Annotated in this window: 23 protein-coding genes; 18 read left to right on the top strand and 5 right to left on the bottom strand. The window is 72.6% G+C overall.

Going from position 1 to position 25,417, the window contains the following annotated elements; translation table 11 throughout:
- Nucleotides 1–160 precede the first annotated feature (160 nt).
- Both ABTZ99_RS10230 and ABTZ99_RS10225 read left to right on the top strand, forming a co-directional pair.
- Complete coding sequence (locus ABTZ99_RS10230) at nucleotides 161–856, top strand: ferritin-like fold-containing protein (protein ID WP_498774435.1); 696 nt, start codon at nucleotides 161–163, stop codon at nucleotides 854–856.
- Between the two features lie 41 nt (nucleotides 857–897).
- Entirely contained in the window at nucleotides 898–1,128 is a 231-nt protein-coding gene (locus ABTZ99_RS10225) for a DUF3107 domain-containing protein (RefSeq protein ID WP_230567250.1), read from the top strand.
- A gap of 101 nt (nucleotides 1,129–1,229) precedes the next feature.
- On the opposite strand, the gene ABTZ99_RS10220 is transcribed toward ABTZ99_RS10225, so the two are convergent.
- Both ABTZ99_RS10220 and ABTZ99_RS10215 read right to left on the bottom strand, forming a co-directional pair.
- Nucleotides 1,230–1,532 carry a DUF4873 domain-containing protein gene (locus tag ABTZ99_RS10220; RefSeq protein WP_498774437.1) on the bottom strand — a complete coding sequence of 101 codons (303 nt, stop codon included), beginning with the start codon at nucleotides 1,530–1,532 and terminating at the stop codon, nucleotides 1,230–1,232.
- Nucleotides 1,532–2,266, bottom strand: coding sequence for a TetR/AcrR family transcriptional regulator (locus ABTZ99_RS10215; RefSeq protein ID WP_498774439.1), 735 nt, complete (start codon nucleotides 2,264–2,266; stop codon nucleotides 1,532–1,534). Before ABTZ99_RS10215 ends, ABTZ99_RS10220 begins: the two co-directional genes overlap by 1 nt.
- 84 nt (nucleotides 2,267–2,350) lie before the next feature.
- On the opposite strand from ABTZ99_RS10215, the gene ABTZ99_RS10210 reads away from it, so the two are divergent.
- Together ABTZ99_RS10210 and ABTZ99_RS10205 are read left to right on the top strand one after the other, a co-directional pair.
- The gene (locus tag ABTZ99_RS10210) at nucleotides 2,351–3,250 is read left to right on the top strand and encodes an AurF N-oxygenase family protein (protein ID WP_498774441.1); all 900 of its coding nucleotides are present in this window, start codon (nucleotides 2,351–2,353) and stop codon (nucleotides 3,248–3,250) included.
- Nucleotides 3,247–4,152: an alpha/beta fold hydrolase gene (locus tag ABTZ99_RS10205; RefSeq protein WP_499610160.1), complete on the top strand. Its 906-nt coding sequence runs from the start codon at nucleotides 3,247–3,249 to the stop codon at nucleotides 4,150–4,152. The genes ABTZ99_RS10210 and ABTZ99_RS10205 overlap by 4 nt, the downstream gene beginning before the upstream one ends.
- A gap of 172 nt (nucleotides 4,153–4,324) precedes the next feature.
- On the opposite strand, the gene ABTZ99_RS10200 is transcribed toward ABTZ99_RS10205, so the two are convergent.
- Nucleotides 4,325–4,972, bottom strand: coding sequence for a TetR/AcrR family transcriptional regulator (locus tag ABTZ99_RS10200; RefSeq protein WP_053716225.1), 648 nt, complete (start codon nucleotides 4,970–4,972; stop codon nucleotides 4,325–4,327).
- Nucleotides 4,973–5,112: 140 nt separating this feature from the next.
- On the opposite strand from ABTZ99_RS10200, the gene ABTZ99_RS10195 reads away from it, so the two are divergent.
- The 3 genes from ABTZ99_RS10195 (at nucleotide 5,113) to moeZ (ending at nucleotide 8,478) form a co-directional block, all read left to right on the top strand.
- Nucleotides 5,113–6,096: an alpha/beta fold hydrolase gene (locus ABTZ99_RS10195; RefSeq protein WP_499610157.1), complete on the top strand. Its 984-nt coding sequence runs from the start codon at nucleotides 5,113–5,115 to the stop codon at nucleotides 6,094–6,096.
- 82 nt (nucleotides 6,097–6,178) lie between these two features.
- Nucleotides 6,179–7,207, top strand: a complete 1,029-nt coding sequence (locus ABTZ99_RS10190) for a DUF3152 domain-containing protein (RefSeq protein WP_499610155.1) — start codon at nucleotides 6,179–6,181, stop codon at nucleotides 7,205–7,207.
- Nucleotides 7,208–7,305: 98 nt separating this feature from the next.
- Nucleotides 7,306–8,478: an adenylyltransferase/sulfurtransferase MoeZ gene (gene moeZ / locus ABTZ99_RS10185; protein WP_230567243.1), complete on the top strand. Its 1,173-nt coding sequence runs from the start codon at nucleotides 7,306–7,308 to the stop codon at nucleotides 8,476–8,478.
- A gap of 52 nt (nucleotides 8,479–8,530) precedes the next feature.
- Here moeZ and ABTZ99_RS10180 read toward each other — a convergent pair whose 3' ends face one another.
- Entirely contained in the window at nucleotides 8,531–9,517 is a 987-nt protein-coding gene (locus ABTZ99_RS10180) for a serpin family protein (protein WP_499610153.1), read from the bottom strand.
- A 118-nt stretch (nucleotides 9,518–9,635) separates the two neighbouring features.
- Between ABTZ99_RS10180 and ABTZ99_RS10175 the strand changes: the two genes are divergently transcribed.
- The 10 genes from ABTZ99_RS10175 to ABTZ99_RS10130 all read left to right on the top strand — a co-directional run bounded on the left by ABTZ99_RS10175 (nucleotide 9,636) and on the right by ABTZ99_RS10130 (nucleotide 21,660).
- Complete coding sequence (locus ABTZ99_RS10175; RefSeq protein ID WP_498774452.1) at nucleotides 9,636–10,430, top strand: TIGR02569 family protein; 795 nt, start codon at nucleotides 9,636–9,638, stop codon at nucleotides 10,428–10,430.
- A 152-nt stretch (nucleotides 10,431–10,582) separates the two neighbouring features.
- Nucleotides 10,583–12,556, top strand: a complete 1,974-nt coding sequence (locus ABTZ99_RS10170) for a molybdopterin oxidoreductase family protein (protein WP_499610260.1) — start codon at nucleotides 10,583–10,585, stop codon at nucleotides 12,554–12,556.
- Nucleotides 12,553–13,995 carry an FAD-dependent oxidoreductase gene (locus tag ABTZ99_RS10165; RefSeq protein ID WP_499610150.1) on the top strand — a complete coding sequence of 481 codons (1,443 nt, stop codon included), beginning with the start codon at nucleotides 12,553–12,555 and terminating at the stop codon, nucleotides 13,993–13,995. Before ABTZ99_RS10170 ends, ABTZ99_RS10165 begins: the two co-directional genes overlap by 4 nt.
- Before the next feature lie 100 nt (nucleotides 13,996–14,095).
- On the top strand, nucleotides 14,096–15,448 hold the full coding sequence (locus ABTZ99_RS10160) for an MFS transporter (protein ID WP_498774456.1): 1,353 nt from the start codon (nucleotides 14,096–14,098) through the stop codon (nucleotides 15,446–15,448).
- A 119-nt stretch (nucleotides 15,449–15,567) separates the two neighbouring features.
- Nucleotides 15,568–18,072 carry a nitrite reductase large subunit NirB gene (gene nirB / locus ABTZ99_RS10155; protein ID WP_499610148.1) on the top strand — a complete coding sequence of 835 codons (2,505 nt, stop codon included), beginning with the start codon at nucleotides 15,568–15,570 and terminating at the stop codon, nucleotides 18,070–18,072.
- Nucleotides 18,069–18,389 (top strand): nitrite reductase small subunit NirD, encoded by a 321-nt coding sequence (gene nirD / locus ABTZ99_RS10150; RefSeq protein WP_498774460.1) that lies wholly within the window; start codon nucleotides 18,069–18,071, stop codon nucleotides 18,387–18,389. Before nirB ends, nirD begins: the two co-directional genes overlap by 4 nt.
- Nucleotides 18,386–19,501 carry a uroporphyrinogen-III synthase gene (locus ABTZ99_RS10145; RefSeq protein ID WP_498774462.1) on the top strand — a complete coding sequence of 372 codons (1,116 nt, stop codon included), beginning with the start codon at nucleotides 18,386–18,388 and terminating at the stop codon, nucleotides 19,499–19,501. Before nirD ends, ABTZ99_RS10145 begins: the two co-directional genes overlap by 4 nt.
- The gene (locus tag ABTZ99_RS10140) at nucleotides 19,498–20,163 is read left to right on the top strand and encodes a sirohydrochlorin chelatase (protein WP_499610145.1); all 666 of its coding nucleotides are present in this window, start codon (nucleotides 19,498–19,500) and stop codon (nucleotides 20,161–20,163) included. Before ABTZ99_RS10145 ends, ABTZ99_RS10140 begins: the two co-directional genes overlap by 4 nt.
- 148 nt (nucleotides 20,164–20,311) lie before the next feature.
- The gene (locus ABTZ99_RS10135) at nucleotides 20,312–21,274 is read left to right on the top strand and encodes a pirin family protein (protein ID WP_498774466.1); all 963 of its coding nucleotides are present in this window, start codon (nucleotides 20,312–20,314) and stop codon (nucleotides 21,272–21,274) included.
- Nucleotides 21,271–21,660, top strand: a complete 390-nt coding sequence (locus ABTZ99_RS10130; protein WP_498774468.1) for a tetratricopeptide repeat protein — start codon at nucleotides 21,271–21,273, stop codon at nucleotides 21,658–21,660. Before ABTZ99_RS10135 ends, ABTZ99_RS10130 begins: the two co-directional genes overlap by 4 nt.
- Here ABTZ99_RS10130 and ABTZ99_RS10125 read toward each other — a convergent pair.
- Nucleotides 21,623–21,949, bottom strand: a complete 327-nt coding sequence (locus tag ABTZ99_RS10125) for an MGMT family protein (RefSeq protein WP_499610142.1) — start codon at nucleotides 21,947–21,949, stop codon at nucleotides 21,623–21,625. The two genes, ABTZ99_RS10130 and ABTZ99_RS10125, sit on opposite strands and share 38 nt — an antisense overlap.
- Before the next feature lie 244 nt (nucleotides 21,950–22,193).
- Between ABTZ99_RS10125 and ABTZ99_RS10120 the strand changes: the two genes are divergently transcribed.
- Complete coding sequence (locus ABTZ99_RS10120) at nucleotides 22,194–25,367, top strand: ATP-dependent helicase (protein ID WP_498774471.1); 3,174 nt, start codon at nucleotides 22,194–22,196, stop codon at nucleotides 25,365–25,367.
- Nucleotides 25,368–25,417 lie beyond the last annotated feature (50 nt).

Genomic DNA, 25,417 nt, shown 5'->3' with positions numbered 1-25,417 from the left:
CAGCCTTCGGCACCGCTGCGAGCCCCCACTGGGCCGCGCCGCGCCGGGCGTCATCTGTCGAGTCTACCCGCCGACTAGGCCGATCGGGGTGGTTCGCGGCGTCGAGTGCGGTTTCGCGTGCCCAGGGTGTTGTCAACGACACCCGACTAGGCTCCGTGGCATGAGCGACCCGGGAGTGGATGCAGCGGTGGGCCAGGTTGCGGTGGGTGACGGTGGCCAGGTGGCGGAGGGTGTCGTCGACCTCCTCGGCGCGCTCGCGTACGGCGAGCTGTCGGCGTTCGACCGGCTCGCCGAGGACGCCAGGACCGCGCCCACGCTGTCCGGGCGCGCCGCGCTGTCGCAGATGGCGGCGGCCGAGATCGGTCACTACGCGCTGCTGGACCGGTACCTGGCCGAGCGCGGCCACTCGCTGGAGGAGGCCATGCGGCCGTTCGCCGCGGGCTTCGACGGCTTCCACGCCTCCACGGCGCCGCGCACGTGGCTGGAGTCGCTGGTGAAGGCCTACGTCGGGGACGCCCTGGCGGCCGACTTCTACCGCGAGGTCGCCGAGTGGCTGGACGAGCCGACCAAGGAGCTGGTGCTCGCGGTGCTGGCCGACACGGGCCACTCGGCGTTCGCCGAGCGCGAAGTCCGGTCCGCCTGCGACGACGACCCGAAGCTGCGAGACCGCCTCACGTTGTGGGGTCGCCGGCTGCTCGGCGAGGCGTTGACGCAGGCCCAGTACGTGGTGGCGGAGCGCGATGGGCTCGCGGAGCTGATCGTGCGCGGCTCGGGCGACCTGGCGGGCATCGCGGCGCTGTTCCGACGCCTCCAGCAGAGCCACACGCGACGCATGGCGGCGCTCGGGCTCGGCTAGGGTTGGTGTTCGAAAGCCATCAACGCCGCACGGAGGTCAGCGTGGAGGTCAGGGTCGGGATCGCGGACAGCCCGCGGGAGCTCGTGGTGTCCAGCGGGCTCACCCCCGAAGAGGTCGAGGCGCAGGTCGCGGACGCGCTGAAGGCGGGCACCGGGCAGCTCGTGCTGGTCGACCAGAAGGGCGCCCGCTACGTGGTGCCCGCGGCTCGCATCGCGTACGTGGAGATCGGTCCGAGCGACTCGCGCCGGGTCGGGTTCGTCTCCGGCGACTGAGGCGTCCGCGCGGCACGCAGCCGAGCGAACTTCGCCGCCCGGGTGTCCGGGCACGAGAAGGGGCACCCGATCGGGTGCCCCTTCCGCGTTTCCCGCCCTGGTCAGCCCACCGTGAACGGCGGCGTTGAGGTGCCCGCCACGCGGTAGCGCCGCCAGGGGTCGGGGTCGGTCAGCGAACCGGTCGCCGAGCCGTCGGGCGTGCGCAGCAGCGCGGTCCGCGCACCACCCTCCACCAGCTCGGTGACCTGCTCGTTCGCGCCGACCCGGCCGTACCAGTGGTAGCGGCCGTCGATGGGCTGGAAGTAGCCGCGCAGCTCGACGCTGACCGGCACCTCCCGCTCGTCGAACACCAGCACGGCCGCGCCGGTGTACCCCTCTTCGTCGTGCTCGTGCTCTTCGGACATCACGCCTCCTCGACGTCGACGACCCGCAGCCGGGGTCCTTCGTGCCGGTCACCGTCGGTGAACCCGGTGGTCAGCGGCGCCTCCGGGTCGAGGTCCACGCCCGCGGAGCGGAGCAGGCCGTCGATGGCGTGCCAGATGATGGTGGTCAGGTAGTCGCTCAGGCTCGCCCGCGTCATCGACTGCCGGTCGAGCCACCAGTCGCCCGCGTTCTGCACCATGCCGACCAGCGCGTGCGCCCACGGCTCGGCGCCGCCGGAGTCCATGTCGAACGCCCGCAGGTAGTCGCCGAGCAGCCGGGCCAGGGCCGCCGCGATCAGCTGCTTGTCCTCGTTGACCACGTCCTGCTCGACCGGCCGGTCGGTGAACGACTTGCGCACCACGAACCGGTACAGGTTGGGGTGCTCCTCGATCACGGACAGGTACGCGTCGACGATGCCCTGGATGCGGGGGCGGATCGGACCGTCGAGGTCGATCGCGGGCCCCATCTTGTCCATGAGCATCTCGGTGCCGCGCCGGCCGACGGCGAGGTAGAGGTCGGACTTGTCGGCGAAGTGCCGGTAGAGCACCGGCTTGCTGACGCCCGCCTCGGCGGCGATCTCGTCCATGCCCACGTCCGGGCCGTGCTTGGCGACGGCGCGGATGGTGGCCTCCACGAATTCGGCGCGCCGCGCCTCGCGGTGCCCCTTCCACCGTTCCCGGCGGGCGTCGGTTCCGCCCTTGACAGTTCGAGCCATGTGACGCACGCTACCAGAAGTAACCGTTACCTCAAGTTACAGATAACTCGAGTTACAGATAACTCTCCCCGGGAGGGACCACCGATGACGAAGGCCTTGAAGGTCGCGGACCGCGAGAAGACCGCCGAGCGTCTGCTCAACTCCTCGGCCGACAAGTTCTACGACCCCGAGGTCGACATCGACTGGTCCGCGCCCCTGGTCGACGGCCTGCGGTACACGCCCGAGCACCGGTGCTCGCTGTACGGCACCGAGCTGTGGGACCGGATGAGCCCCGAGCAGCGCGTCGACCTGTCGCGGCACGAGGTCGCGAGCGTGGCCAGCGTCGGCCTGTGGTTCGAGATCCTGCTGATGCAGATGCTGCTCAAGGAGGTCTACCGCTCGGACCCGACGACCAAGCACGCGCAGTACGCGCTGACCGAGGTCGCCGACGAGTGCCGGCACTCGACGATGTTCGCCCGGATGGTCGAGGCGATCGGCTGCCCGCCCTACGGCCCCCGCCAGTACACCTACCAGCTGGGCAAGCTGCTGCCCGTGATCGGCTACGGGCCCGCCCTGTACGGGTCGATCCTGGTCGCCGAGGAGATGCTGGACCGGTTGCAGCGCGAGACGATGGCCGACGAGACCGTGCAGCCGCTGGTGCGCATGGTCAACCGGATCCACGTGCTCGAAGAGGCCCGGCACGTGCGGTTCGCGCGCGAAGAGGTCGTGCGCGGGATGGCGAAGCTGACCAAGAAGGAGCTGCCCTACCAGCGGTGGCTGCTCGCGACCACGTCGATGTTCATCACCCGGTCGCTGATCAACCCGGACGTGTACGCGGCCGTGGGGCTGGACAAGGACCAGGCGCACAAGGCCGCGCTGGGCAACCCGCACTGGCAGGAGAGCATCCGCTGGTCGGGCGAGCGGATCATGAAGTTCCTGGACGAGGTCGGGCTGGTCGGCAAGCCGGGCATGCGCGCGTGGCGCCGCTCGTTCCTGCTCGGATGAGGGCTCGGGTGGACGCGCCGGCCGTCGGGGGCGAGGGCCGCACGCGGGAGGCGGGCCCGCGGTTCGTGACCTCCGACGGCACGGCGCTGCACGTCGTGGACAGCGGGCCGCCGGACGCCGAGGTGACCACCGTGCTGCTGCACGGCTGGACGCTGGACCACACGTCGTGGGACTCGGTGGCGCCGGCGCTGCCGGGGCGCGTGCTGCGGTACGACCACCGGGGTCACGGCGCCTCGGCGCCCGCGCCGGTCGGGACGGCCACGATCGCGCGGTGCGCGGACGACCTGGCCGAGCTGGTGGCGGCCCGCGTGCCGACCGGGCGGCTCGTGCTGGCCGGTCACTCGATGGGCGGCATGACGATCATGGCGTTGGCCGAGCAGCACCCCTCGCTGCTCGACCGCGTGGACGGCGTCGTCCTGATCGCCACCTCTTCGGGTGAACTCGCCGGGTCGACGCTGGGGCTGCCTGGACCGTTCGGCCGGGCGTTCGTGGCGGGGGAGAAGGCCGTCAACCGGCAGATCGTCCGGTTGCGGCGGGCCGAGCTGCTCAAGCGCACCGAGGTGGTCCGGCCGGGCCTGCGGTGGCTGCTGTTCGGCAAGCGCCCGTCGTGGCGGGAGGTGGCGATGACGGCCGCGATGGTCGGCCGCTGCCACCCGGTGAGCATGGTCGGGTTCCGCGACTCGCTGGACGAGCACGACCGGCGCAAGGCGCTGGCCGGGCTGGCGGGCATCCGGACCGTCGTGCTGGCGGGCGCGGAGGACCGGCTGACGCCGTTGCGGCACGCGCGCGTGCTGGCGGACGAGCTGCCGCACGCCGAGCTGGTGATCCACCTGGGCGCCGGCCACATGCTGCCCCTGGAGAGGGCGGACGAGGTCACAGCACACATCACGGCGTTGCATTGACCCGCCTCCGGCAGGTCGGCGAGGCCGCCTGGAAGTCGGCAGGTCGAGCCTGATTTCGCGACGATCGAAAAGCGTGATCGCCACGAAATGAGTTCCGACCTGCCGACGCAGCATCGCGCTGCTGTGAGCGCGGGTTGAGGGCCGTCGTCGGGGACGGCCCTCAACCCGGTCCTCAGTGCTGGAGCGGGAAGCCGCCGCCGATGCCCCGCCAGGCGAGGTTCGAGATCAGGGCGACCGCGTCCTCCTTCGCGAGCTTCCGGTCGTCCGCGAGCCACGCGCGTGCCGTGACCTGCGACAACCCCACCAGGCCGACCGCGAGCAGCCGCGCGCGGTGCTCGTCGAGGCCCGCGTCGGCGGTGATCGTGTCGGTGATGGCCTCGACGCTGTCGGTCGTCGCCCGCTCCACGGCGCGGGCCACCGCCGGCTCGCCGCGCAGGTCCGACTCGAACACCATCCGGAACGCCTGGCCCTCGCCGTCCACGAAGTCGTAGAACGCGGCGACGGCGGCCTTCACCCGCTGCTTGTTGTCCGTCGTGGACGCCAGCGCGCCGCGCACGCGGTTCACCAGCTCGTCCACGTGGGACTCCAGCAGCGCCATGTACAGCTCGAGCTTGCCGGGGAAGTGCTGGTAGAGGACCGGTTTGCTGACCCCCGCGCGTTCCGCGATCTCGTCCATCGCGGCGGCGTGGTAGCCGTTGGTCACGAACACGTCCTGCGCCGCGGCCAGCAACTGGGCACGTCGCGCGGTCCGCGGGAGCCGTACACCCCGCCCCGCCGCGCCGCCGTGGTGCCCGACCGCAGTCTGGGCCGTCTCCGTCATGGTGCCTCCAGCCAACCAATCACTTCGCGGAACCGGGAAAGGGGTTGCCCTTCCGGCTCGTCGGCAACCTTACTCGCTGGTAGCTGCGTTCCAAGCATGCTTCCCGTTTCGTAGGACGCCCGGCCAGGCATCCTGGGGTGGTGACCGAGACGCTGGAGGCCCGCAGGACCGCCCTCACCCACGTGCCCCTGTCCACCGCGCCGCTACCTCCGCTGGACACAACGATCCAGCCGTGGCCTGGTGACTACGTCGAGGTGGGCGGGCACAGCGTGCACGTCCGCCGCACCGCGGGACCGGCCGGGTCGAGGGCGGTCTACGTGCACGGGCTGGGCGGCTCGGCGACGAACTGGACCGACCTGGCCGCGCAGCTGCGCGAGCACGTCGAGGGCCACGCGCTGGACCTGCCCGGTTTCGGCCGCTCCGAACCGATCGACGGCTACGACTTCCGGATGGCCACGCACGCGCGGGTCGTCACCGAGTACATCGAGTCGCTCGGCGGCGACCCGGTGCACCTGTTCGGCAACTCCATGGGCGGCGCGATCACGCTGATGGTCGCCGCCACCCGGCCCGACCTGGTCCGCACCCTGACCCTGGTCTCACCGGCCGTGCCGGACCTGCGGCCGAGCCTGCGCCGGGTGTCGGACCGGCGGCTGCCGCTGGCGTTCCTGCCGGTCGTCGGCCCGCGGGTGCAGGCGCAGCTGGCCGCGATGACGCCGCGTGAGCGCACCCACCAGATGCTTCGGCTGTGCTTCGCCGAACCCCACTCGGTGCCGGCGAACCGGATCGAGCAGAGCGAGCGGGAGTACACCGAGCGGTCCGCGCAGGCGTGGGCCGGCAACGCGCTCAGCGCCAGCACGGTCGACCTGATCCGCTCGTGGCTGGTCCCGAGGTCGAAGTCGATGTGGCTGCTGCCGCCGAAGATCACCGCGCCCACGCTGGTCGTGTGGGGCACGGAGGACCGGCTGGTCAGCGTGCGCAAGGCGCCGAGGGTGGCCAGGCTGATCCCGCGCGGGCGGCTGCTCGTGCTGCCGCGCACCGGGCACGTGGCGCAGATGGAACGGCCGGTGTCGGTCGCGCGGGCCGTGGCGGGCATGTGGGAGGCGGTCGAGCGGCGGGCGTGGTGACGCGTGATCGGTTCAGCCGACCGGTGACGCGCAGGTCACCTGGAGTCCGCCGCCGGGGTGCGGTTGTGGCACCCTGGTCGGCGTGAACCGGACGTCGCAGGGCGCGCGTGACACGCCGCCGTCCGCTGATGACCGGCCGCCGCTGCCCGAGGACCGCTACCGCCGCGGCACGCGCCGCACCGGCGCCGAGCCGCTGGCCGCGGCCTGGGAACCGGCCGGTCGGAGGCGTCGCAAGCGCCGCAGGGGTGTGAAGGGCCTGGTCGCGGGCTACGGCTGGCGGATCTACGCCATCCCCGTGCTGCTCGTGCTCACGGCCCTGGTCGTGCTGGACACCGCCGCGCCCTCCACGTCCGCCGGTGGCGAGACCAACCCCACCACCGGCTCGTCCGCGCCGCCGTCCAGCTCCGGGCCGCCCGAGGCGACCGAGAAGCCGCCGGGCGACATCGACCTGAAGAACTTCCCCACCGCGCAGCTGCCGGACGGGCCGAAGTTCTCCGAGCAGGGCGCGGGCACGTTCGCCGTGGTGCCGGGCAGCACCCAGCCGGCGGGCACCGGCGGCAAGCTCTACCGGTACGCGATCGCCATCGAGGACGGCGTGGAGCCGGCGGACTACAACGGGGACCGCGAGGCGTTCGCCCGCACGGTCGACGGCATCCTGGCCGACCCGCGCAGCTGGATCGGCACCGGCCAGACGACCATGCAGCGCGTCGACACCGGACCGGTCGACTTCACCGTGAGCTTGACCACCACCAGCACCACGCACGCCCTGTGCGGGTTCCAGATCCAGTTCGAGTCGTCGTGCTGGCACACCGGCACCAAGCGGGTCATCATCAACACGGCCCGGTGGGTGCGCGGCGGCAAGGTCTACGGCAACGACATCAGCGCCTACCGGACCTACGCGATCAACCACGAGGTCGGCCACGTGCTGAAGAACCCGCACGAGGGCTGCAAGGAGAACGGCAAGGCAGCGCCGGTGATGATGCAGCAGTCGTTCGGGGTGGCCAACGACTACGTCGCCCAGCTCAACTCGGTGGACTCCTCGAACCGGTACGCGGTGGAGGCCAACGGCCTGGTGTGCACGCCCAACCCGTTCCCGAACGCACCGCAGTAGCCGTCCCGCGCCTTGGGACGACTTCCCATCCGGGAAGACGGAGGGGCAGGCTGGTGTTGTCCGTCGGTAGAGGACATGTTTCGTCGAGGAGGACTCAGATGGCGCTTCCGCCGCTCGTGGAGCCCGCAGCGGAGCTGACCAAGGAAGAAGTAGCGCGCTACAGCCGCCACCTGATCATCCCGGACGTCGGGGTCGACGGGCAGAAGCGGCTGAAGAACGCGAAGGTCCTGGTCGTCGGGGCGGGCGGCCTGGGCAGCCCGGCCCTGCTCTACCTCGCGGCGGCCGGTGTCGGCACGCTCGGCGTGGTCGACTTCGACGTCGTCGACGAGTCGAACCTCCAGCGTCAGGTCATCCACGGTCAGTCGGACGTCGGCAAGCCCAAGGCCGAGTCGGCCCGGGACTCGGTGGCCGAGATCAACCCGTTCGTGAAGGTGGTCCTGCACCAGACCCACCTGAACTCGGAGAACGCGCTCGACATCTTCCGCGACTACGACCTGATCCTGGACGGCACGGACAACTTCGCCACCCGGTACCTGGTCAACGACGCGGCCGTGCTGCTGGGCAAGCCGTACGTGTGGGGCTCGATCTTCCGGTTCGAGGGCCAGGTCAGCGTCTTCTGGGAGGACGCGCCGAACGGCCAGGGCCTGAACTACCGCGACCTCTACCCCGAGCCCCCGCCGCCCGGCATGGTGCCGTCGTGCGCCGAGGGCGGTGTGCTGGGCGTGCTGTGCGCGTCGATCGGCTCGGTCATGGTGACCGAGGCGATCAAGCTGCTGACGGGCATCGGCGACCCGCTGCTCGGCCGGCTCATGGTCTACGACGCCCTGGAGATGTCCTACCGGACCATCAAGATCCGCAAGGACCCGGAGAGCCCGAAGATCACCGAGCTGATCGACTACGAGGCGTTCTGCGGTGTCGTGTCCGACGACGCGCAGCAGGCCGCCGCGGGCAACACGATCACGCCGCTGGAGCTGAAGCAGAAGCAGGAGAGCGGCCAGGACTTCCTGCTGGTGGACGTCCGCGAGCCGCACGAGTACGAGATCGTGAAGATCCCGGGCTCGGTGCTGATCCCGAAGGACCGGATCCTGTCGGGCGAGGCGTTCGCGGAGCTGCCGCAGGACAAGCAGGTCGTGCTGCACTGCAAGTCGGGCGCCCGCTCGGCCGAGGCGCTGGCCGTGCTGCACCAGGCCGGGTTCAAGGACGCGGTGCACGTGGGCGGCGGCGTGCTCGCCTGGGCCCGCGAGGTCGACCCCTCCCTGCCGACCTACTGAACTGACGACCGACGCCGGGGCAGCCTCCTGAGGTTGCCCCGGCGTCGTGCGCTCACGGCTCGGTCACCTCGGCCAGGAACAGCAGCAGGCCCGTGCGCCGGTGGCGCACGGCCAGCAGGAACGGCCGGTCGAACCGCACCACCAAGGCCTCCTCGGGGTCGTGCCACCCCATGGCGGCGATCATCGTCGTGGCCGCGGCGCCCTCGACCCCGCGCTCGTCGAGCGTGAGCTTCGCCTGGTGCAGCACCTGCTCCACCAGCAGCCACGAGTCGAACAGCGGCCCCGCCCCGAGCGCGCGCAGCGGCTCCACGAGTTCCGTGGCCGCCTCCAGGGCCACCTTGGGCAGGTACAGGTCGACCTCGGTGAACCGGACCCCGGTGATCAGGTCGGCGAGCGCCTCCCCGTCGAGTTCGGCCGTCGCCAAAGGCTGGTCGGGCAGCAGGGCGACGACGTCCAACGCCTCCTCGCACGGGATCAGCACGGACCGCCAGCCGTGCCGCGCGGCGTAACCCAATGCGCCGGTCCGGTGCATCGTCGGCACCATCCGCTTGCCCGACGGCGTCCGGAACTTACGGGGCCGCGTGTCGTCCTCGGGGAACTCCTCCACCCACGCGCCCTTCGCGTGCAGCGCGTTGACCAGGACGGCGAGGGCGCCGGGCGTGATCGCCCCGGGCGGAACGGCCTGCCGGACCAGGCCGCGGGTCAGCTCGCGCACCGCCTCGTTGATCACGACGTGCGCGTGCTCGTCCAGCACGAGCCGCCGCACGTCCGGGTGCTCCACCGCCGGCGCGGTCGGGTCGACCCAGATGGTGTCGGCCGAAGTCACGGCGGGCTCGTCGGCCGCGACGGCGAGCAGCTTCGCCGTCCGGTCGACGTCGGCGCGCAGCACGTCGGCCACGGCGGGCGCGGTGTCCTCGCCGGCCACGTCCGCGGCCCGGCACAGGGCCGCGGCCACGGAAAACGGCGACCAGCAGCGGTCGCCCTCGGGCAGCGCCCGGAGCAGGGCGAGCGCGAAAGCGGCGTGCGTGGCTTCGGTCACAGCGCAAATCCCCCCAATCGAGACCGCAATTATGCGGTTAGGCCGAATGCGTGGACACCACGTGTTCGAACGCCCGAGGTCCACCAACGGAAGGCCCGGTGCAGGTAGCGTGCCGGCCGTGACCACTCCGGAGCCGCCACCGTCGCACGTGCGCGCGGCGTTCGGCGCGCGCGACGCCGAGCCGGAGTTGATCGACGGCGGCCCGGTGTGGCGGTGCGGCGACGCGGCGATCCGGCCCGCGGGCAAGCCGGCCGAGGCCACCTGGGTGGCCAAGACCCTCGACGCGCTCGACGTCGACAACGTGCGCGTGGCCAGGCCGTTGCGCTCCACCGACGGCCGCTACGTGGTCGGCGGCTGGGCGGCGACCAAGTACCTCTCGGGCCGGGCCGAGCCGCGGCACGACGAGGTCGTGGACGTGGCCGTGAAGCTCCACCGGGCGACCGCCGAGCTGCCCAGGCCCCGGTTCCTGGACGCGCGGGTCGACCTGTTCGCCACCGCCGACCGCTGCGCGTGGGACGAGGAGAAGGCCGACCTCGACCCCGACCTCGGCGGGCGGCTGTTCGACCTGACCGCCGGCTACCGCAAGCCCGTCGCGCTCAAGCCGCAGGTGGTCCACGGCGACCTGTTCGGCAACGTGCTGTTCGCGGGCGACGCCGCCCCGGCGATCATCGACTTCGCCGCCTACTGGCGCCCTGCGCCCTACGGCGCGGCCGTGGTGGTGGTCGACGCGCTGTCCTGGGGTGGCGCGGATCACGGTCTGCTCCAGCGCTGGGCGCACCTGGACGAGTGGCCGCAAATCCTCCTGCGGGCGACCCTGTTCCGCCTCGCGGTCCACGCGCTGCACCCCCGTTCGAGCAGACAATCTCTCGTGGGACTGGAGCGGACGGCGGCGCTCGTCGTCGACCTGCTGTGAACTCACCCTCACCGCGCGATCCCTGAGCTGTGAAGTTCGCGTGGACGAAACATTCCACGTTCTGCCGTTAACAGCGGCTTCTTACCGTCGGGCTCGTGACCGCCTCCGCGAGCATCGACACGCACTGCCCGTACTGCGCGCTGCAGTGCGCGATGTCCATCGAGAACGGCAAGGTGTCGCCGCGGGAGTTCCCGACCAACCGAGGCGGGCTGTGCCAGAAGGGCTGGACGTCGGCCGAGCTGCTGACCTCGCCCCACCGGCTCACCACGCCGCTGGTCCGCCGGGACGGCGAGCTGCGGGAGGCCACCTGGGACGAGGCGCTGGACCTGGTCGCGGCCAAGCTCGCGGACCTCCGCGCGACCCACGGGCCGGACTCGGTCGGCGTGTTCGGCGGCGGCGGGCTGACCAACGAGAAGTCCTACCTGCTCGGCAAGTTCGCCCGGGTCGCGCTGGGCACCTCGCAGATCGACTACAACGGCCGGTTCTGCATGTCGAGCGCGGCGGCGGCGGGCCTGAAGGCGTTCGGGCTCGACCGGGGCATGCCGTTCCCGGTCACCGACCTCGACCGCGCGGACGCGATCCTGCTGGTCGGCGGCAACCCGGCGGAGACCATGCCGCCGTTCGTTCAGCACCTCAAGAACGCCGAGCTGATCGTCATCGACCCCCGGCGCACGCCCACCGCCGAGCTGGCCACCCTGCACCTGCAGCCCGCGCCCGGCACGGACCTCGCGCTGGCGCTCGGCCTGCTGCACACCGCCGTGGCCGACGGCTACCTGGACAAGGAGTACGTGGCCGAGCGCACCACCGGCTTCGACGACGCGTGGCGCATCGCGGCGACGTGGTGGCCGGAACGGGTCGAGCGGGTCACCGGCGTGCCGGTCGCCGACCAGCGGGCGGCGGTGCGGATCCTGGCCGAGGCGCACAACGCCTTCGTCCTCACCGGCCGCGGCACCGAGCAGCACGCCAGCGGCGCGGACACCGTGTCGGCGTGGATCAACCTGGCGCTGGCGCTGGGCCTGCCCGGCCGGAAGTACTCCGGCTACGGCTGCCTCACCGGCCAGGGCAACGGCCAGGGCGGGCGCGAGCACGGGCAGAAGGCCGACCAGCTGCCCGGCTACCGCAAGATCGACGACCCGGCGGCCCGCGCGCACGTCATGGACGTCTGGGGCGTGGACGACCTGCCCGGACCGGGCCGCTCGGCCTACGAGCTCCTCGACGCGCTCGGGCAGCCGAACGGCCCCAAGGCGCTGCTGGTGTTCGGCAGCAACGTGATCGTCTCCGCGCCGCGCTCGCAGCACGTCGCCGACCGGCTCAAGGCGCTGGACCTGCTGGTCGTGGCCGACCTGGTGCTGTCGGAGACGGCCGCGGTCGCCGACGTCGTGCTGCCGGTCACGCAGTGGGCCGAGGAGAGCGGCACGATGACCAACCTCGAGGGTCGCGTCCTGCTGCGCCAGGTGGCCGTGGCGCCGCCGGAGGGCGTGCGCAGCGACCTGGACGTGCTGCGCGGCTTGGCGACCCGCCTCGGCCAGCCCGCCGAGCGGTTCCCGACCGAGCCCGAGGTGGTGTTCGAGGAGCTCCGGCGGGCGTCGGAGGGCGGCGCCGCCGACTACTCCGGCGTGACCTACGAGCGCCTGCGCCAGGGCGAGGCCCTGCACTGGCCCGTGGTCCGGGAGAGCACGCCGCGCAACTTCCTCGACCGCTTCGCGCACGCCGACGGCCTGGCCAGGTTCGTGCCCGTCGAGCACCGCGGACCCGCGGAGGTGCCCGACGTCGACTACCCGTTGCAGGCGACCACCGGCCGGGTGCTCCAGCACTACCAGTCCGGCGCGCAGACCCGGCTGGTGCCCGAGCTGAACGAGGCCGAGCCCGAGGCGTACGTGGAGGTCCACCCGGACACCGCGACCAGGGCGGGCCTGCGCGACGGCGGGATGGCGTCCGTCGTCTCGCGGCGCGGCCGGACCGTGGCGCGGGTGCGCTGCGTGGCGTCGATGCGGATCGACGTCGTGTTCCTGCCCTTCCACTACGCGGGCGAGGGCCGGGCCAACCTGCTGACCAACCCGGTGCTGGACCCGACCAGCCGGATGCCCGAGTTCAAGGTGTGCGCGGTCCGATTGGAGTCGCTATGAGGAACGTTGTCATCGTGGGCTACGGCATGGCCGGCGCCCGGCTGGCCGACGAGATCCGCCGCCGCGACCCGAAGGCGGAACGCGTCTCGGTGACCGTGCTGGGCGACGAGGCGCACCACGCGTACAACCGGGTGCTGCTGTCCAGCGTGGTCGCCGGGTCGCTGACGCCCGACGCGGTGCGGCTGCACGACGCCGACTGGGCCGCCAAGCACCACGTCGACCTGCGGCTCGGCGGCACGGTCAGCAAGATCGACCGGACCCGCCGGGTCGTGCACGTCGACGACACCGAGGTGCCCTACGACGCGTTGGTGCTGGCCACGGGCTCGCGGTCGTGGGTGCCGCCGACGCCCGGCCTGCTCGACGGCAACGGCGACCTCGCGCCAGGCGCGGTGGCGTTCCGCTCGCTGGACGACTGCGCCGAGATCGTGGCCAAGGCCTCGCCCGGCACGCCGGTCGCGGTGCTTGGCGGCGGGCTGCTCGGGCTGGAGGCCGCGCGCGGCCTGGCCGGCCGGGGCTGCCTCGTCACCGTGGTGCACCCCGTCAAGCACCTGATGGAACGGCAGCTCGACGCGGGCGCGGGCCGGGTGCTGGCGACCACGTTGAACGGCCTGGGCATCGAGTTCCGGCTCGGCGTGCTGGCCACCAGGTACGTGCCCGGCGACGGGCTGGAGCTCGACGACGGCACGCACGTGCCCGCGGACCTGGTCGTCGTCTCGGCGGGCGTGCGCGCGGAGACCTCGCTGGCCGAGGAAGCGGACATCGAGGTCGACCGGGGCATCCTCGTGGACGACGCGCTGCGCACCAGCGACCCCCGCGTGCACGCCATCGGTGACTGCGCCCAGCACGTCGGCACGGTGTCCGGCCTGGTGCAGCCCGCGTGGGAGCAGGCGGCCGTGCTCGCCGACCGGCTCACCGGCGTCGCGCCCGCCGCCCGCTACTCCGGCACCACCGTCGTGACCAGGCTCAAGGCCCGCGACGTCGACCTGGCCGCGTTGGGCGACGTGCACGTGGGCGTCGACTCGGTCGACGACGAGGTGCTGTGCTTCCAGGACCCGGCGCGCGGCCGGTACGCCAAGCTCGTGCTGCGCGACGACAAGGTCACCGGCGCGATCGTGCTCGGCGCGCCGGACGCGGCGGCGGCCATCACCCAGCTGTTCGACCGCGGCCTGCCCGCGCCGACCGACCGGCTCGCGCTGCTGCTGGGCCGCGCGCTGCCCGCCGAGAACGAGGCCAGCCCCGCCGACCTGCCCGCGTCCGCGGTGGTGTGCCGGTGCAACACGGTCAGCAAGGGCCAACTGGTCAGCGCCTGGCGCGGCGGCGCGACGACGTTGTCCTCGATCGCCGAGGTCACGCGGGCCAGCACGGGCTGTGGGGGCTGCAAGGACGCGGTGTGCGGGATCGTCGACTGGCTCGCGGCCTCACAGCCCCAATCCGCTTGATGTGCGCGGGAGTTGCCGCCGACGACACCTGTCCGAACGTCGGGGTAACGGACCGTTCTTACGGTTCCTGCAACGGGAAATCGGTGTCCAGGAGGGTCCAATGAGCACGGTGATGGAGACCAAGGGCGTTGCGCCTCAGGCCAAACGCGGTGGTCGGTGGATCGAGCACTGGGAGCCGGAGGACCCGTCGTTCTGGGAGACGACCGGCAAGAAGGTCGCCCGCAAGAACCTGGTCTTCTCGATCCTGGCGGAGAACCTGGGCTTCACGGTGTGGAGCCTGATGAGCATCGTGGTCGTGAGCCTGGGCTCCGTCGGCTTCAGCTTCAGCGTCGGCCAGACGTTCTGGCTGCTCATCGTGCCGAACCTGGTCGGCGCGGTGCTGCGCATCCCCTACACGTTCGCGGTGCCGAAGTTCGGCGGGCGGGCGTGGACCACGATCAGCGCCGGCCTGCTGCTGATCCCCACCACGATGCTGGCGATCGCGGTGAGCAACCCCGGCACGCCGTACTGGTTCTTCCTGCTCACGTCGGCCGCGATGGGCTTCGGCGGCGGCAACTTCTCGTCCTCGATGGCGAACATCTCGTTCTTCTACCCGGAGGGCAAGAAGGGCCTGGCGCTCGGCCTCAACGCGGCGGGCGGCAACCTCGGCGTGGCCATGGTGCAGCTCGTCGTGCCGATCATCATCTCCCTCGGCACCGGCATCAACCTGGCCTACGCGGCGCTGTTCTGGATGCCGTTCATCATCGTCGCCTCGGTGTGCGCGTGGTTCCTGATGGACAGCCTCACCCAGGCCAAGCCGGACGGCTCGTCGTACAAGAAGGCGATGTCGAACAAGCACACGTGGGTGATGTCGTTCCTGTACATCGGCACGTTCGGCTCGTTCATCGGCTTCTCGTTCGCGTTCCCGTCGCTGATCAAGCTGAGCTTCGTCGACTACAAGAGCTTCGTCGGCCTCGCCTTCCTCGGCGCCCTCATCGGCTCGGTGAGCAGGCCGTTCGGCGGGTGGCTCGCCGACCGGTTCGGCGGCGCGCGGATGACCATGGCGGTGTTCCTGGGCCTGGCCGCCGGCACCGTCAGCCTGCTGGTCAGCATCGAGATCCGCAGCTTCGCGCTGTTCTTCGGCTCGTTCATCGCCCTGTTCGTGCTGGCCGGCGTGGGCAACGGCTCGACCTACCGGATGATCCCGGCGATCTTCGCCGCGCAGACGGAGGACATGCGCTCGGCCAAGCGGCAGGCCGCGGCCGTGGTCGGCATCGCGGGCGCGATCGGCGCGTTCGGCGGCGTGCTGGTCAACCTGGTGTTCAAGTTCTCGCTCGAGGGCAGCAAGACGCTGGCGCCCGCGCTCACCGCGTTCCTGGTGTTCTACGGCCTCTGCATGGCCACCACCTGGTGGTTCTACATGCGGCGACGGGTGTTCGCGCGCGTGCCGAGCCTCGCCTACGCCGGCGTGTGACGCACACAACCCTCTGAAGTGCGGCGTGAGGCTGCTTTAACGCCTGCGCAACATTCGCGACCTTGGCACGACACGGTGCCCGGTGAGCATTGACCTGGGCGGAAGAAGGGATTGGTCCCATGACGCGAACGCTGGTGGTGGTCGGTCACGGCATGGTCGGTCACCGGCTCGTGGAGGCCCTCCGCGAGAAGGACGTGACCGGTCAGTGGCGGATCGTGGTGTTCGCCGAGGAGACCCGTCCGGCCTACGACCGGGTCGCGCTGTCGTCCTACGTGGACAACTGGGACGCCCGGTCGCTGAGCCTCGCGCCGCACGACGACGACGCGGTCGAGCTGCACCTGGACGACAAGGTGGTGCACCTCGACCGCGACAACAAGGTCGTGCGCACCGCCAAGGGCCGGGTGCAGCCCTACGACGCGCTGGTCCTGGCCACCGGCTCGGTGCCGTTCGTGCCGCCGGTGCCCGGCCGCGACCTGCCGGGGTGCCACGTCTACCGCACCATCGACGACCTGGACGGCATCCGCGCCACGGTCGAGTCGGCGCGCGCGGCGGGCCGGCACGCGGGCATGGTGCTCGGCGGCGGCCTGCTCGGCCTGGAGGCGGCGAACGCGCTGCGCGGCATGGGCATCTCGCCGCACGTGGTCGAGCTCGGCCCGCGGCTGATGCCGCTGCAGGTGGACGAGGGTGGCGGCGGCCTGCTCAAGCGCCTGGTCGAGAAGCTGGACCTGACCGTGCACACCGGCACGTCCGCGTCCTCCATCGAGCAGGACCGCGGGCGGCTCATCGCCAAGCTGTCCAACGGCGTCGAGCTGGACCTGGACGTCGTGGTGTTCTCCGCAGGCATCCGGCCGCGCGACGAGCTGGCCCGCTCGTTCGGCCTCACCGTCGGCGAGCGCGGCGGCATCATCGTCGACAAGGCGTGCCGCACCTCCGACGAGCACATCTACGCCATCGGCGAGTGCGCCAACCTCGACGGCATGGTGTACGGCCTGGTCGCGCCGGGCTACTCCATGGCCGAGGTGGTCGCCGACCGCCTGCTCGGCGGCGCCGCGGAGTTCCCGGGCGCCGACATGTCCACCAAGCTCAAGCTCCTCGGCGTGGACGTGGCCTCGTTCGGCGACGCGCACGCCAAGGAGGAGGGCGCGCTGGAGGTCGTCGTCAACGACGCCGTGGCCGGCACCTACGCCAAGGTCGTGGTGTCCGACGACGCGAAGACCCTGCTCGGCGGCATCCTCGTCGGCGACGCGTCCAAGTACATGTCGCTGCGGCCGCTGGTCGGCAGGCCCGTGCCCGGCGACCCGGTCGCGCTGATCGGGCCGGAGGGCGGCGTCGAGCTGACCCTGCCGCACGACGCGCAGGTGTGCTCGTGCCACGCGGTCACCAAGCAGCAGATCGTGGACGTGGTCAACTCCGGCGAGGCCGTCGACGTGCCGGGCATCAAGTCCTGCACCAAGGCCGGCACCGGCTGCGGCTCGTGCGTGCCGATGCTGAAGAAGCTGCTCTCCGAGTGCGGCGTCGAGCAGTCCAAGGCGCTGTGCGAGCACTTCGACCAGTCCCGCGCCGAGCTGTTCGAGATCGTCCGCTCCACCGGCGTCACCACCTTCTCCGAGCTGGTCTCCCGGCACGGTCGCGGCCACGGCTGCGACATCTGCAAGCCCGCCGTCGCCTCGATCCTCGCGTCGCTGGACAACGGGCACGTGCTGGAGGGCGAGCAGGCCACGCTGCAGGACACCAACGACCGCTTCCTGGCCAACATGCAGCGCAACGGCACCTACTCGGTCGTGCCGCGCATCCCCGGCGGCGAGATCACGCCGGAGAAGCTGATCGTCATCGGCGAGGTCGCCCGCGACTTCGGCCTCTACACCAAGATCACCGGCGGGCAGCGGATCGACCTGTTCGGCGCGACCGTCGACCAGCTCCCGCTGATCTGGAAGCGCCTGGTGGACGCCGGGTTCGAGTCCGGGCACGCCTACGGCAAGGCGCTGCGCACGGTGAAGTCGTGCGTCGGCACCACGTGGTGCCGCTACGGCGTGCAGGACTCCGTGTCGCTGGCCATCGCGCTGGAGCTGCGCTACCGCGGCCTGCGGTCGCCGCACAAGCTCAAGTCCGCCGTGTCCGGCTGCGCGCGCGAGTGCGCCGAGGCGCGCGGCAAGGACTTCGGCATCATCGCGACCGAGAACGGCTGGAACCTCTACGTCGGCGGCAACGGCGGCTTCACCCCGCGCCACGCCGACCTGATCGCGTCCGATGTGGACACCGAGACCCTGATCAAGCTGATCGACCGGTTCCTGATGTTCTACATCCGCACCGCGGACCGGTTGCAGCGCACCTCGACGTGGATCGAGTCGCTGGAAGGCGGGCTTGACCACCTGCGCGACGTCATCGTCGACGACAGCCTCGGCATCTGCGCCGACCTGGAAGCCGCGATGGCCAAGCACGTGGACAACTACGCCGACGAGTGGCGCGGTGTGCTGGAGGACCCGGAGAAGCTGTCCCGCTTCACCTCGTTCGTCAACGCGCCCGGCACGCCCGACCCGACGATCACGTTCCGCGAGGAGCGCGGCCAGAAGGTGCCGGTCCTGTTGGGCGTTCCCACTGTCGGCCAGGCGGAGGTTTCCCGATGACACCCGTGTGCGAGTTGAGCGCCCTGCGCCCCGACCAGGGGGTGGCGGCGCTGCTGCCCGACGGTTCCCAGGTGGCGGTGTTCCTCACCTCGGCCGGGACCGTGCACGCGCTGGGCAACATCGACCCGTTCAGCGGCGCGGCCGTGATGTCGCGCGGCATCGTGGGCGACCGCGGCGGCGTGCCCGTCGTGGTGTCGCCGGTGTACAAGCAGGCGTTCGAGCTCTCCACCGGCAAGTGCCTGGACGACCCCTCGACCGGCGTGCCGGTGCACCCCGTGGTCGTGGCCGACGGCGTCATCCAGGTCGGGTCACCGTGAACGCCGCCCCGCTGGCCGGGTACACGGTCGGTGTGACCGCCGCCCGGCGGGCCGACGAGCTCGGCGCCCTGCTGGAGCGCAAGGGCGCGACCGTGCTGCACGGTCCCGCCATCCGGATCGTGCCGCTGCCCGACGACGCGGAGCTGCTGGCCGCGACCAGGGCCGTGGTGGAGGAACCGGTGGACGTCGTGGTGGCGACCACCGGCATCGGCTTCCGCGGCTGGGTGGAGGCCGCGGAGGGCTGGGGGCTCGGCGCGCGCCTGCTCTCGCGGCTGTCCGGGGCGCGGGTGCTGGCCCGGGGGCCGAAGGCGCGGGGAGCGGTGCGTGCCGCCGGGTTGGTGGAGACGTGGTCGCCGGAGGGCGAGAGCAACGCCGAGCTGCTCGACCACCTGCTGCGGGCCGGCGTGGCCGGTCAGCGCATCGCCGTGCAGCTGCACGGCGAGCCGTTGCCGGAGTTCACGTCGACCTTGCGCGCGGCGGGCGCCGTGGTCGTCGAGGTGCCCGTCTACCGCTGGACCGGCCCGTCCGACCCGGCGCCGCTGGAACGGCTGCTGGAGGCCGTGCTCGCCGGTCAGGTGGACGCGCTCACGTTCACCAGCGCGCCCGCCGCGGCCTCCGTGCTGCGCGTGGCGGAGGTGATGGGCAAGCAGGCCGAGCTGATCTCGTTGCTGCGCCGGGAGGTGCTGGTGGTGGGCGTCGGCTCGATCACCGCCGGGCCGCTCGTCGGCGCCGGCGTCCCGGTCGTGCAGCCGGCCCGGGCCCGGATCGGCGCGCTGGCCCGTGAGCTGGCGCTGGAACTGCCCGCCAGGGCGACGCGGCTGCGGATCGCGGCCCGTGACATCGAACTGCGCGGCCAGGCCGTGGTGGTGGACGGCGAACTGCGCCCCGTGCCGCCGGCGCCGATGGCGGTGCTGCGGGTGCTGGCCGCCGCGCGTGGCCGGGTGGTGTCCCGGCGCGACCTGCTGGCGGCGCTGCCCAGCGGCGGCGAGGAGCACGCCGTGGAGACCGCCATCGGTCGCCTGCGCTCGGCGCTGGGCGAGCCGCGCATGGTCGCCACCGTCGTGAAGCGCGGCTACCGCCTGGCCATGGACCCCGCCGGAGTGGCCGTATGACCCTGGTCCTCGTCACGCACGGCACCCGTGACCCCGCCGGGGCCGTTGTCGTGGAAGAGATCGCGTCCCTGGTGCGGGCACGGCTGGGTGGCGTGCCCGTGCGGGTCGCCTACGCCGACGTGCGGCAGCCCGACGTCACCTCCGTGCTGGAGTCCGTCTCCGGCCCGGCCGTCGTGGTCCCCGCGTTCCTGGCCGCCGGTTACCACGTCCGGGTGGACATCCCGGCGCAGGTCGAGGCGTCCGGCCACCCCGACGCGGTGATCACGGACCCGATCGGCCCGGCCCTGCTGCCCGCGCTGCTGGCGCGGCTGACCGAGGCCGGGTGGACGCCGGGCGACTCGGTGGTGCTGGCGGCCGCGGGTTCGTCCGATCCCCGTGCCCTGGCCGACGTGCGGGCCGTGGCCACCGCGCTGTCCCGCCGGGTCGGCCCGGTGACCATCGGCTACGCCGCCACCGCCGAACCCCGCATCGGTGACGTGGTCGCCGCCGCGGCCGGGCGGGTGGCCGTCGCCTCGTGGCTGCTGGCCCCCGGCCTCTTCCACCGCGTCGTCGCCGACTCGGGCGCGGCCGTCGTGGCGGCGCCGATCGGCGCGCACCTGCGGGTGGTGGAAGCCGTCCTGCTGCGCTACTACGAGGCTCGCTGCTTCCAAGACGTGGCCTGACCGCGTGCGTCCCACGTCGCGGGCACCCCGAGTCGAACGCTCGGGTGCCCGCGGCGTGCGACGACGGGCGCGGAATAGTTGAGGGTTCAACCAGGTTGACGCGGGTGAGACCGCCGAACCCGGGCGGTCACCGTCCGAGGAGGCAGTCATGCCCGCCGTCACCGCCGACACCCTGACCCTGCCGCGCCTGCCCCGGTTGCCCGAGGCCGCGACCGAGTGGCGCGGCGTGCGCCGGGTCGTGCGGGCGCGGCGGTTCCTCGAAGGCGAGGGCTTCCAGGTCCGCCGCCCCTTCCCGGGCGTGGAGCTCGCCGACGCGGACCCGTTCCTGCTCCTCGACCACATGGGCGCCGTCGAGTACGGCCCCGGCGAGGCGAAGGGCGCGCCCTGGCACCCGCACCGCGGCTTCGAGACCGTCACCTACATGATCGACGGCGTCTTCGAGCACCGGGACTCCACCGGTGGCGGCGGGGTGATCACCAACGGCGGCACGCAGTGGATGACCGCCGGTTCCGGCGTGCTGCACTCCGAGCTGCCGTCGCAGGAGCTGGTGGCCCGGGGCGGGCTGTTCCACGGCGTGCAGCTGTGGGTCAACCTGCCGAAGGCCGCCAAGTGGACCCCGCCCCGCTACCAGGACATCAACCCGGCCGACACCGTGCTGCTGTCCAGCGACGACGGCGGCGCGCTGGTCCGCGTGATCGCCGGCGACGTGGCGGGGCACCAGGGCCCCGGCATGACGCACACGCCGATCACCTACCTGCACGCCACGCTCAGCCCGCACGCCCACCTGACCCTGCCGTGGCCGGAGGACTTCACCGCGATGGTCTACGTCCTGTCCGGTCGCGGCACGGTCGGCGCCGACCACCGCCCGCTCGACGAGGGGCAGCTGGCCGTGTTCGAGGACGACGGCGCCGCGCTCACCATGCGGGCCGACACGACGTGGGACGTCCTGGTGCTGGGCGGGCTGCCGCTGCGCGAGCCGGTCGCGCGCTACGGGCCGTTCGTGATGAACACGCGGGCCGAGATCCTGCAAGCCGTCGAAGACTTCCAAGCCGGGCGACTGGGCGTCACGCACGTGCCGCACGTCACCGCGGCGGACGAGGAGCTGTCATGACCGACGTTCGCGAACTGCTGCGCAAGGGACGGATGTTCCGCGCGTCCGGCGACCCGAGCGGCGCGGCGCGCTACCTGGCCGAGGCGGCCGAGCACGTGCCGACCGACCGGACCGTGCTGACCGAACTCGCGCTGGCGCACTTCCAGTCCGCCGCGCTGGGCAAGGCCGAGCGGGTGCTGACCGCGTTGGTCGACCTCGACCCGTCCGACGGCTACGCGCGCCTGCTGCTCGGCCGCACGCTCAGCCGCCAGAGCAGGCACGCCGAGGCGCTGCCGCAGCTGCGCCTGGCCGCCGCGATTACCCGGGACCCCGAGGTGGAGTCCGAGGTGGCCCGGGTCGAGGCGCGGGTCAGAACAGGGCCGGAGGCTCGTCCGCCTTCTCCTTGACCGCGTCCTCCCAGCGGTACGTGCGCAGGTCGACCTTGCCGCCGTCGACCACCACGCCCTCCTCGCGCAGCAGTTGCAGCTGCTCGTCGGCGATGTGGGGCGCGCACGTGCCGTTGGCGCGCAGCACCCGGTGCCACGGCAGGTCGTGCCCGTCCTGGTTGAGCACCTGCCCGACCAGGCGGGGCGACGGCGCGCGGGCGATGTCGGCGACGTCGCCGTAGGTCGCCACCCGTCCGCGGGGAATCTTGCGCACGACCGCGCGGACCATCTCGTGCAACTCTTCGTCCACCCACACAGCTTTCCACGCACCCCCTCACACCCCACGCATCCCCTGGCACACCCCGCCCCCCCGCGCACACCCCCCACCCCTCGCACACACCCCCTCGCGCACACTGCGAGGTCGCGTCGATCGTTCGCGTCCTCATTCCCGGCGATCACGCTTTTCGATCGTCGGGAATCAGGGCGCGAACGGTCGACTTCCAGGCGACCTCGCCCGCGACGCCGGAGGCGGCGCAATCCAACACTGTGATTGCATGACCCCCGTGGCAGTGAACAGGGCGCCGTTGCTGGTGCGCCGGGTGCGGCAGGAGGAGCCCCGGCGCCACTGGGACGCGCCCGCACGCGCCGTGCTCGACCACTCCGGCGGGCCGTTGCGGGTGCTCGGCGGCCCCGGCACGGGCAAGACGACGTTGCTGGCCGAGGTGGTGGCGCACCGGGTGCTGCACGGCGGCGTGCACCCCGAGAACGTGCTCGTCCTCACCCCCAACCGGCGCGCGGCCGAGGCGATGCGCGCCCACATCACCCGCCTGCTGACCGGCGCCCGCGCCGACGGCGTCCTGCCGACCACGCAGGAACCGCTGGTGCGGACCGTGCACTCGTACGCCTTCGCGGTGCTGCGCGCGCAAGCCGTCCACCAAGGCGAACCCGCGCCCCGCCTGCTGTCCGGCCCCGAGCAGGACGCGGTGGTGCGCGAACTGCTCGCCGGCGACGTGAGCATGGGCGCCCCGAAGTGGCCGGAACGCCTCCGGCCCGCCCTCGCGCTGCCCGCGTTCGCGCACGAGCTGCGCGACCTGATGCTGCGCGCCACCGAACGCGGCTTCGCGCCGGAGGACCTCACCGAGCTCGGCCGCCGGCACTCCCGCGAGGAGTGGGTCGCGGCCGGCCTGTTCGCCACCCAGTACGAGCAGGTCAACCTGCTGGCCAGCAGCGGGCAGGGCCACGCGCCCTCGTTCGACGCGGCGGAGCTGGTCGGCAGCGCGCTGCTCGCCTTCCAGACCGAACCGGACGTGCTCGCGGGCGAGCAGCGGCGGGTGAGGCACCTGCTGGTCGACGACGCGCAGCACCTCGACCCGTTGCAGCACGAGTTCATCCGCGTGCTGGGCGCGGCCGCGCAGGAGTTCGTCCTCGCGGGCGACCCCGACCAGGCCGTGTTCTCCTTCCGCGGCGCCGATCCGACCCTGCTGTCGCAGGCGGGCGGCCCGGCGGTGGTGCTCACCACGGGCTACCGGATGGCGCCGGAGATCAGGGCCGCGGTGGGCAGGCTCGCCGGCCGCCTGCCCGGCGCGTCGCCGACCCGCGAGGTCTCGCCGGCCGACGGCACGGGCAACGTCCAGGTCCGCCTGTTCGCCTCCGCCGCGCAGGAGGCGGGCTGGGTGGCCGACCAGCTGCGCCGGGCCCACCTGATCGACGAGGTCCCGTGGTCGCACATGGCCGTGGTGGCCCGGTCGGCGACCAGATCGCTGCCGGTCCTGCAACGCGCCCTGCTCGCGGCCGGCGTCCCGGTGGCCGTGCCGCGCGACGAACTGCCGCTGGCGCGCCAACCGGCGGTGATGCCGTTCCTGGCGCTGCTGCGCTGCGCGGCCGTGCCCGGCACCCTCGACGAGGACACCGCCGCGATGCTCCTGTCGTCACCGCTGGGCGGCGCGGACCCGTTGGCGCTGCGGCGGTTGCGGCGCGGCCTGCGCCGGCTGGAACTGGCCGCGGGCCGCGACCGGCCGAGCGGCGAGCTGCTGGTCGAGGTGATCGAGTCGGACGACCGCCTGGCCGCGCTGGAGGACGCCGAGGCGCAGCCGGCGCGCCGCATCGGCGGGCTGCTGCGCAAGGCGCGCAAGGGGATCGCGGACGGCCTGACCGTCGAGCAGGTGCTGTGGGAGCTGTGGCAGAGCACCGGCCTGGAGCTGCGCTGGGTGGCGCAGTCCGCGCGGCACGGCACCGTCGGCATGCAGGCCGACCGGGACCTGGACGCGATCGTGGCGCTGTTCGAGGCCGCGGCGAAGTACGTGGACCGGCTGCCCGGCTCGGGCGCCGAGGGCTTCGCGGACTACCTGGCCGCGCAGGAGATCGTCGGCGACACGCTGGCCGCCGCCGCGCCCACCGGCGAAGCGGTGTCGGTGCTGACCGCGCACGCCGCCGCCGGTCGCGAGTGGACGGTCGTGGCGGTGCCGGGCGTGCAGGAGGGCAGCTGGCCCGACCTGCGGCTGCGCGGGTCCCTGCTGGGCGTGGAACGCATGGTCGACGTGGTCGCGGGCGTGTCGGCGGAGACGGCGTCCGCGGTCGCGCCGATCCTGGCCGAGGAACGGCGGCTGCTGCTCGTCGCGGCGAGCCGGGCCCGGCGGACGTTGCTGGTCAGCGCGGTGCGCGGGGAGGACGAGCAGCCGTCGCGGTTCCTGGACGAGATCGAGGAGCTGTCCACCGAGGAGCCGGAGCGGCCGACGTTCACCCCCGAGCGCGGGCTGGTGCTGGCCGAGCTGGTCGGCGAGCTGCGGCGGGTCGTGTGCTCCGACGACGAGCCGGCCGACCGCCGGGAGCGCGCGGCCGTCCAGTTGGCCCGGTTGGCGGCGGAAGGCGTGCCGGGCGCGCACCCGGATTCCTGGTACGGCTTGGCGGACGTCACCACGGAGAGTCCTCTGTGGACCGAGGAGCACACGGTGAGCGTGTCGCCGTCCACGGTGGAGACGCTGGCGAAGTGCCCGCTGCGCTGGGTCGTCGAGCGGCACGGCGGCCAGGACCCGGCCGAGCTGGCGTCGATCACCGGCACGCTCGTGCACGCGCTGGCGCAGGCCGCCGCGACCGGCGCGGACGAGAAGGAGCTGCGGGTCAAGCTGGACGAGGCGTGGGCCGCGGTCGACGCGGGCGCGCCCTGGTTCTCCCGCCGCGAGCGGATCCGGGTGGAGCGGATGCTCGACACGTTCCTGGCGTGGCTCGCGTCCAGCCGCTCCCAGCTCACCCAGGTCGCGGTCGAGGAGGAGATCTCCGTCGAGATCCCCCGCCCCGACGACGGCCCGAAGCTGCGCGTGCGCGGCCGGGTCGACCGGCTGGAGACCGACCGGGACGGGCGGCCGGTCGTGGTGGACGTGAAGACCGGCAAGTCCCCGGTGAGCAAGGACAAGGCGCAGGAGCACCCGCAGCTCGCGGTCTACCAGCTGGCGACGGCGCTGGGCGGCTTCACGCACCTGGGCCTCGGCACCGACCCGGGCGGCGCGCGCCTGCTCTACGTGGCCAAGGAGGACCGCAAGACCGGCGCGGTCGAGCGCGAGCAGGTGCCGCTGGACGAGCAGGGCGTGCGGGTGTGGCTGGAGGCCGTGCAGCTGGCCGCCGGGTCCAGCGTCGGGCCGTCCTACCAGGCGACGGAGAACGCGGACTGTGATCGCTGCCCGGCCCGCACCACCTGCCCGGTGCACGCGTCCGGTCGTCAGGTGAGCCACTAGGGCGGTCCTGACCAGCCATTTCGGTCCCGCCCTGCGGGTCGCCGAAGCCG

Source organism: Actinosynnema sp. NPDC002837 (assembly GCF_040295345.1).
In the GTDB taxonomy this organism is placed as follows: Bacteria; Actinomycetota; Actinomycetes; order Mycobacteriales; family Pseudonocardiaceae; genus Actinosynnema.
This window is presented reverse-complemented; position numbering and strand designations above follow the sequence as displayed.

Coding starts and splice junctions, on each gene's coding strand:
- moeZ (WP_230567243.1), top strand. CDS start 7,306: ATGGCGCTTCCGCCGCTCGTGGAGCCCGCAGCGGAGCTGACCAAGGAA.
- ABTZ99_RS10140 (WP_499610145.1), top strand. CDS start 19,498: ATGACCCTGGTCCTCGTCACGCACGGCACCCGTGACCCCGCCGGGGCC.
- ABTZ99_RS10210 (WP_498774441.1), top strand. CDS start 2,351: ATGACGAAGGCCTTGAAGGTCGCGGACCGCGAGAAGACCGCCGAGCGT.
- nirB (WP_499610148.1), top strand. CDS start 15,568: ATGACGCGAACGCTGGTGGTGGTCGGTCACGGCATGGTCGGTCACCGG.
- ABTZ99_RS10165 (WP_499610150.1), top strand. CDS start 12,553: ATGAGGAACGTTGTCATCGTGGGCTACGGCATGGCCGGCGCCCGGCTG.
- ABTZ99_RS10220 (WP_498774437.1), bottom strand. CDS start 1,532: ATGTCCGAAGAGCACGAGCACGACGAAGAGGGGTACACCGGCGCGGCC.
- nirD (WP_498774460.1), top strand. CDS start 18,069: ATGACACCCGTGTGCGAGTTGAGCGCCCTGCGCCCCGACCAGGGGGTG.
- ABTZ99_RS10200 (WP_053716225.1), bottom strand. CDS start 4,972: ATGACGGAGACGGCCCAGACTGCGGTCGGGCACCACGGCGGCGCGGCG.
- ABTZ99_RS10230 (WP_498774435.1), top strand. CDS start 161: ATGAGCGACCCGGGAGTGGATGCAGCGGTGGGCCAGGTTGCGGTGGGT.
- ABTZ99_RS10170 (WP_499610260.1), top strand. CDS start 10,583: ATGTCCATCGAGAACGGCAAGGTGTCGCCGCGGGAGTTCCCGACCAAC.
- ABTZ99_RS10135 (WP_498774466.1), top strand. CDS start 20,312: ATGCCCGCCGTCACCGCCGACACCCTGACCCTGCCGCGCCTGCCCCGG.
- ABTZ99_RS10160 (WP_498774456.1), top strand. CDS start 14,096: ATGAGCACGGTGATGGAGACCAAGGGCGTTGCGCCTCAGGCCAAACGC.
- ABTZ99_RS10130 (WP_498774468.1), top strand. CDS start 21,271: ATGACCGACGTTCGCGAACTGCTGCGCAAGGGACGGATGTTCCGCGCG.
- ABTZ99_RS10120 (WP_498774471.1), top strand. CDS start 22,194: ATGACCCCCGTGGCAGTGAACAGGGCGCCGTTGCTGGTGCGCCGGGTG.
- ABTZ99_RS10205 (WP_499610160.1), top strand. CDS start 3,247: ATGAGGGCTCGGGTGGACGCGCCGGCCGTCGGGGGCGAGGGCCGCACG.
- ABTZ99_RS10215 (WP_498774439.1), bottom strand. CDS start 2,266: ATGGCTCGAACTGTCAAGGGCGGAACCGACGCCCGCCGGGAACGGTGG.